The organism is Streptomyces sp. NPDC048751, assembly GCF_043198595.1.
GTDB lineage: Bacteria > Actinomycetota > Actinomycetes > Streptomycetales > Streptomycetaceae > Streptomyces.
Genome location: NZ_JBICUX010000028.1, coordinates 64,584 through 70,933 on the forward strand (window position 1 = coordinate 64,584; position 6,350 = coordinate 70,933).

General features: G+C 70.5%; 4 protein-coding genes and 2 pseudogenes. 4 read left to right on the forward strand and 2 right to left on the reverse strand.

Features of this window, described 5'->3' with window-relative positions; translation table 11 throughout:
- Nucleotides 1-636 precede the first annotated feature (636 nt).
- Nucleotides 637-1,470: a PIG-L family deacetylase gene (locus ACGFNV_RS44915; protein ID WP_393631263.1), complete on the forward strand. Its 834-nt coding sequence runs from the start codon at nt 637-639 to the stop codon at nt 1,468-1,470.
- Between the two features lie 491 nt (nt 1,471-1,961).
- Here the strand turns inward: ACGFNV_RS44915 and ACGFNV_RS44920 are convergent.
- Both ACGFNV_RS44920 and ACGFNV_RS44925 read right to left on the reverse strand, forming a co-directional pair.
- A pseudogene (locus ACGFNV_RS44920) lies at nt 1,962-2,120 on the reverse strand (family 1 glycosylhydrolase); the annotation flags it as partial.
- A gap of 12 nt (nt 2,121-2,132) precedes the next feature.
- Nucleotides 2,133-3,041, reverse strand: coding sequence for a LysR family transcriptional regulator (locus ACGFNV_RS44925; protein ID WP_393631265.1), 909 nt, complete (start codon nt 3,039-3,041; stop codon nt 2,133-2,135).
- A 132-nt stretch (nt 3,042-3,173) separates the two neighbouring features.
- Between ACGFNV_RS44925 and ACGFNV_RS44930 the strand changes: the two genes are divergently transcribed.
- The 3 genes and pseudogenes from ACGFNV_RS44930 to ACGFNV_RS44940 form a co-directional block, all read left to right on the forward strand.
- The gene (locus ACGFNV_RS44930) at nt 3,174-4,292 is read left to right on the forward strand and encodes a PrpF domain-containing protein (protein ID WP_393631266.1); all 1,119 of its coding nucleotides are present in this window, start codon (nt 3,174-3,176) and stop codon (nt 4,290-4,292) included.
- On the forward strand, nt 4,289-5,785 hold the full coding sequence (gene dctA, locus ACGFNV_RS44935; protein ID WP_393631268.1) for a C4-dicarboxylate transporter DctA: 1,497 nt from the start codon (nt 4,289-4,291) through the stop codon (nt 5,783-5,785). Before ACGFNV_RS44930 ends, dctA begins: the two co-directional genes overlap by 4 nt.
- Nucleotides 5,786-5,855: 70 nt before the next feature.
- Nucleotides 5,856-6,350, forward strand: a pseudogene (locus ACGFNV_RS44940) (hypothetical protein); the annotation flags it as partial.

The window sequence follows — 6,350 nt, forward strand, 5'->3', positions numbered from 1 at the left end:
ATCACGCTGCCGTGACCCGGCCCCCTCAGCACCGGACTCACAGCGTGCGTCAGGCAAGCAATCAAGCCGTGCTCGACGGCACACTGGCCACGATCGATGGGCGCTATGTGGCCACCGAGGTCGCCGGAGCTTCACGGGCCCGGTGATCGGCGTCGAGGCGCTGGGCCTGGACGCGCTCCTCACCCGGTTCAGCTACGCTCCGGAGTCGACCCCGCACACCACCGGTCTGGCATGACGCTTGGGCCCGCAGGCGGGGTTCGTACCGGGCGAACCGGCCCGCACTCCGGCCCTGGCCACCTCGAAAGGCTCCGGCCGGCGGCCGGGACATCCGCTCCGCGGCACGGGCGGAATCTCATGGCCGTGCCGATGGAAGTCGGATCCGACGTGCGGCTGCGACGTGCGGGTCGCGCCTGTGTCTCGTTCGGGTTGAAACGTCGACGTCTGGAAAACCAAGCGGCCGCGCCGGGAACAGCCGGTCCGGCCTGCGCGGTTGCATCGACTGAGGGACCGGCGCCGCAGGGGACGGGGAGCACGGAGGCCGCAGGGTCGCCCGCCCCACCCGGATCCGGTCCCCAGGATCGCGGTACACCCGCCGCACACTTGGATCACGACGTATTTCTGCAGGAGGACTGTTTCATGACTGACCGGCCCTTGACGCTCATGGCAGTACACGCCCACCCCGACGACGAGGCCACCGGAACCGGAGGGGTCCTCGCGCGGTATGCGGCGGAAGGCATCCGCACGGTTCTCGTGACGTGTACCGACGGCGGTTGCGGTGATGGACCGGGGGGCGTCAAGCCGGGCGATCCCGGGCACGATCCGGCGGCGGTCGCCTTGATGCGCCGGCAAGAACTTGAGGCGAGCTGTGAGGTCCTGAAGGTCAGCGATCTGGAGATGCTGGACTATGCCGACTCCGGGATGATGGGCTGGCCGAGCAACGACGCCCCCGGATCCTTCTGGCAGACCCCCGTGGAGGAGGGCGCGGCCCGACTCGCGGAACTCATGCGGCACTACCGGCCCGATGTGGTCGTCACCTACGACGAGAACGGCTTCTACGGCCACCCCGACCACATCCAGGCCCACCGCATCACGATGGCGGCGCTGGAGATGACCGAACTGGCACCGAAGGTGTACTGGACCACGATGCCCCGCTCGGGGATCGAGCGGTTCGGCGAGATCATGCGCGAGTTCGGTGAGGACATGCCGGAGCCGGATCCTGCCGAGGCCGCCGCGCTGGCCGAGATCGGCCTCCCCGACGACGAGATCACCACGTGGGTGGACACCACCGCGTTCAGCGGTCAGAAGTTCGACGCGCTGGCCGCGCACGCCAGTCAGGGCGAGAACATCTTCTTCCTCAAGATGGGCAAGGAGAGGTTCGGCGAGTTGATGGGCATGGAGACCTTCGTACGTGTCCAGGACGCCACGGGCGCGGCCGTACCCGAGAACGATCTCTTCGCCGGACTGCGCTGATTCGCCCGTACGCCCAGGTCAGCTGCTTGAGGTGAACTAAGGGCTTGCGCAGATAGGCGTGTTGCGGACAGGGACAGGGGGGTTCGCTCAGATAACCGATGCAGTCACCGAGGCTCGGGTGGGAGCGGAGATGAGAGCTTCGCGAGGTATTCGTGGTGCTGCGGCGGCCAAGGCACAGCCTCCCGGCTAGGCGTGCGCGCCTGCCGGGGGGCGGTCTCAACGACGACCGTCGGCCCGCAACCTTTGCGGAGTGGTACCTCGACTGGCTCGCCCACGAGGAGTCGCTGACGACTCCCGCACAACGCCGCGCCGCCCACCAGGGCTGGCGCGCAGGCGAAGGCACGCCCATCTGGTATCGCTGGTTCGACTCGTAAAGTCCCAGAAACCAGCTGGCAGGCATCGCGATCTCGCAGGTGGGGGCTGGTGCGGGCGGACTTGGTGCTGGGACTGCCGTCAGGCCTGCCGCGCAAGATCCGCGCGCCCTACGCAGGCTACGCCTCGTGCAGGGCACCACCCTTGCGCGCCACACCGCCGAGCCAGGCCGGGCTCGGCTTTGGGGTGCGTTCGAACGTCTCCCGGTCGACCGTGACGAGCCCGAACGTGGGCGCCCAGTGGCCCCATTCGAAGTTGTCCAGCGCCGACCAGTGCAGACCGCGGGAAGGTCATGACGACGTGCCCGCGGCGGCACTGTCACGCAGGAAGCCCGCGAACGCCCGGGCGGCGGGGGTGAGGACGTGGTCGCTCATGCGGACGAGGAGGATGCGGCGCACGGGCGCGGGGGGTTGCAGCGGCAGGACACTGACACCGGCCCGGATGCCTTCCAGGGCCAGGGTGGGGGCGAGGGCGACGCCGATACCGGCGGCGACCATGGCCTGGGCCTCCTGGTAGTCGTGGGCCTCGTAGGCGATCTGGGGCTCGAAACCGGCCGTGCGGCAGCTGCGGGCGAGCGCCTCGGCCACCGGATGGTTCTCGGCGCGGGTGATCCAGGGGTCGTTCGCGAAGTCGGCGAGGGCGGCGGAGCGGCGGCCCGAGAGGGGGTGGGCCTCGCTGACCAGGAGGGCCGGAGGATCGTCGACGAGTGAGGTGACGACGATGTCCTCGCGTTCGATGCGGTTCCAGTCGTAGTCCCACATCAGGGACATCTCGATCTCGCGGTTCTCCAGCATCGCCCACAGACCCGCGATACGGGCGCTGCGCACCGTCAGCCGTACGTCGGGGTGTGCTTCCCGGAAGGCGATGACGGCGCGAGGCAGGAGAGAGGCGCCGACAGTGGGGAAGGTGCCGACCCGGAGGGTGCCCGCGCGCAGTCCCGCGAAGTCGGCCAACTCGTTCTCCGCGGCCGTCAGTTCGCGCTCGATCCGCTCCCCGCGTTCGGCCAGGGCGCGTCCCGCGTCGGTGAGCGTGACACCTCGCGCATGACGTTCCAGCAGAGGCTGCCCGGCCTCCGCCTCCAGGCGGCTGACCTGCTGGGACACCGCTGAGGGCGTGTAGTTGAGGGCCCGCGCGGTGGCGGTGACCGAACCTCGGCGGGCGACCTCGGTGAAGAGCAGGATGCGCCGGACGTCCAGCACCGCGCCACCTCCAGCATTAACCCTGGCTTAATACCCGTGCAGATTTCCGAGATTGTACTTCACGCTCCGCGCGCCCAGTGTGGATCGCGTCCCGCACGGAAGTGCCGTCGGGGTTTCCACGAGGAGTCTGTTGTGTTGCGTCTGCAGGGCGAGATGATCCGCGGAGGTACCAGCAAGTGCTGGATCTTCGGCCACCACGACGTGGTGGCGACCGGCGTGGACACCGACACCCTGCTGCTCGCCGCCTACAACGCCGCCGACCCCCGCCAGATCGACGGCGTCGGCGGTGCCTCCTCCACCACCTCCAAGGCCGCGATCGTCCGCACGTCGGCCGAGCCGGGCGTCGACGTCGAGTACGCCTTCGCCCAGGTCGGCATCGGTGACGAGCGGGTGGAGTGGGCCAGCAACTGCGGCAACTGCGCCACCGCCGTCGCCCTGTACGCCGTCCACAACGCCCTGGTGCCGATCACGTCGGACTCCACCACGGTGCGGATGCTCAACGTCAACACCGGGGCCCGCCTCACCGGCACCATCCCCACCCGGGGGCGTACAGCGCCCGACGAGGGCACGGCCGCGGTGCCGGGCACCGCCGCACTCGGGGTGCCGGTCCTGCTCGGCTTCGAGGACCCGGCGGGCTCGACCACGGGTCGCGCGCTGCCGACCGGCCGCGCCCTGGACACCCTGACCGGGCCCATGGGTCGGGTCGAGGTGTCCCTGGTCGACGCCGGCGCCCCCGCCGCGCTGTTCGAGGCGAAGGCCTTCGGTCTCCAAGGCACCGAGTCCCTGGCCGAGTTCGCGACGGCGGTGCCCGCGCTCACCGTGCTGCGCCGTCAGGCCGCCCTCGCCATGGGACTGGCCAGGGAGAACGATCCCGTCAGCCACGCCGTGCCGAAGGTCGGCGTGGTCGCCCGCCCCGCCGCCTACCGCACCACCGACGGCACCCCGGTCGGACCGGACGACTACGACCTGGCCGTCCGCATGGTCTCCATGCACGCACCCCACCCGGCGATCGGTCTCACCTCGGCCGTCGCGCTGGCCACCGCAGCCGCCACCCCCGGCACCCTCGCCCACCGCGTGGCCCGGCAGACCGCCGACGGCACGCTGCGCCTGGGCACCCCGGCCGGTGTCATCACCGCCCGAGCCGTACCCGCCTCGGACGGCGCCTCCCCCACGGTGCTGCTGCACCGCGCCGCCCGCCGCATCGCCCGAGCCGAACTCCTCGTTCCCCTCCTGGAAGGCCGCCCCGCATGAGCCGCAACGACGCCGCCCCGGGTACCGTCCCCGCTCCGCCCGGCCGCATCCGCCGACTGCTGTCCCTGCTGTACGTCCAGTGTCTGATCGGTGTCCTCGCCGGGGCTGCCGTCGGCTGGCTGTGGCCGTCGTTCGGAGCCGACCTGAAGCCCCTGGGCGACGGCTTCATCGCGCTGGTCCGCATGATGATCGCGCCGATCATCTTCTGCACCGTCGTCCACGGCATCGCCTCCATGGGCAACGCGCGGGCCGTCGGCCGGGTCAGCCTGAAGGCACTGATCTACTTCGAGGTGCTGACCACCGTCGCCATGGTGATCGGCCTGGTGGTCGTCAACGTCGTCAGGCCCGGCAGCGGACTGCACGTCGACCCCTCCACCCTCTCCACCGAGGGCCTGCCGCCGGAGGCGACCCAGAGCCACGAGAGTGTCGCCGCGTTCGTCCTCTCCATGATCCCGGACACCCTGCCGAGCGCGCTGACCGGCCACGAGATCCTGCCGGTACTGCTGGTGTCGGTGCTGTTCGGCTTCGGCCTGAACGCCGCCGGCGAGGCGGGCCGGGGGATCACCGAGAGCGTCGAGAAGCTGTCCAAGGTCCTGTTCACGCTCATCCGCTGGATCATGAAGCTGGCCCCGATCGGCGCCTTCGGCTCCATGGCCTTCACCATCGGCAACTACGGCCTGGACACCCTGCGGCACCTTTTCCTGCTGGTCGGCTCCTTCTGGCTCACCGCGCTGTTCTTCGTCCTGGTCGTCCTCGGCACGGTCATGCGCGTCAACGGCCTGCGCCTGCTGCCGTTCCTCCGCTACATCAAGGAAGAGCTGCTGATCGTCCTGGGCACCTCCTCCAGCGAGCCGGTGCTGCCACGCATGATGGCCAAACTGCAGCACGCGGGCGCCTCCAGGCCCGTCGTCGGCATCACGCTGCCCGCCGGATACTCCTTCAACCTCGACGGCACCGCGATCTACCTGACCATGGGCTCGGTCTTCCTCGCCCAGGCCCTCGGCGTCGACCTCAGCCTCACCCAGCAGTTGTCGATGCTCGCCGTCATGCTGCTCACCTCCAAGGGCGCCGCCGGGGTCACCGGTTCCGGCTTCATCGCCCTGGCCGCCACCCTCAGCGCCGTTCCGCACGTCCCCGTCGCCGCCCTGGCCCTCATCTTCGGCATCGACCGCTTCATGTCCGAGGCCCGCGCCCTGACCAGCGTGGTCGGCAACGGCGTGGCCACCCTGGCGGTGGCCAAGTGGGAGGGCCAGCTCGACGAGAAGCGCGCCAGGGCCGTCCTGAGCGGCGAGATCCCCTACACCTCCTCCCCCGAGGCCGCCCGCACCCCCGAGCCGCGGGCCGGTCACACACCGCAGGCCGACCACGCGTCCGGCGCGAAGCCGGAGGAGACCGAAAGCCTCGCATCCGGCGCGCAGTCCGAGGATGTCCAGGCTGCCGACCCGAAAGCGGCGGCCCGATCGGACCGCGACCCCGTGCCCACCGCCGGCTGACGCCCCCACTGCCGGTCCGGGGCCTGTGGCCCGGACCGGCCTCTTCTCGTGATCAGGAGCACCCGCACTCATGGCAGCACCCTGGGACGTCATCGTGGTGGGTGCCGGCTACGCCGGCTTGTGCGCAGCACACGCCGGTCCGCCGACCGGCGTGGTGTTGGCCGGTCACCTGGTGGCACTGGTGCTGGCCGCCCGCCTGCTCGGCATCACCGAGCGGCTGATGTGGCAGAGCAGGTCGCTGCTGACGGTAGTGCGACGCCTGCTGGTGTTCCCGTGGCCGCTGCTGCGCGGTCGTCAGAAAACCGGTCCGTCAAACGCGGTGCCCCGAGGCGTTGCCCTGCCGATGTCGGAGCTCCTGGTGCGGCTGAACGAGGGCAGGGCTCCCCCGAGCCACGGGCCCGTTCCGTTCGTCGTCTTCCGGCCGACACCGACCGGTGGTCCTAGGGCCTGTCGTTTGGATCAGGCCGGCCGTAAGACGCGGCGCCTTGCAGCCGACCCGAGCGGGGTCTGGTGCGTGCAGCTGCAAGGCGGAGGAGGGCGTCAACGCGATGGGGGTCCCTCCCGC

Coding starts and splice junctions, on each gene's coding strand:
- ACGFNV_RS44915 (WP_393631263.1), top strand. CDS start 637: ATGACTGACCGGCCCTTGACGCTCATGGCAGTACACGCCCACCCCGAC.
- dctA (WP_393631268.1), top strand. CDS start 4,289: ATGAGCCGCAACGACGCCGCCCCGGGTACCGTCCCCGCTCCGCCCGGC.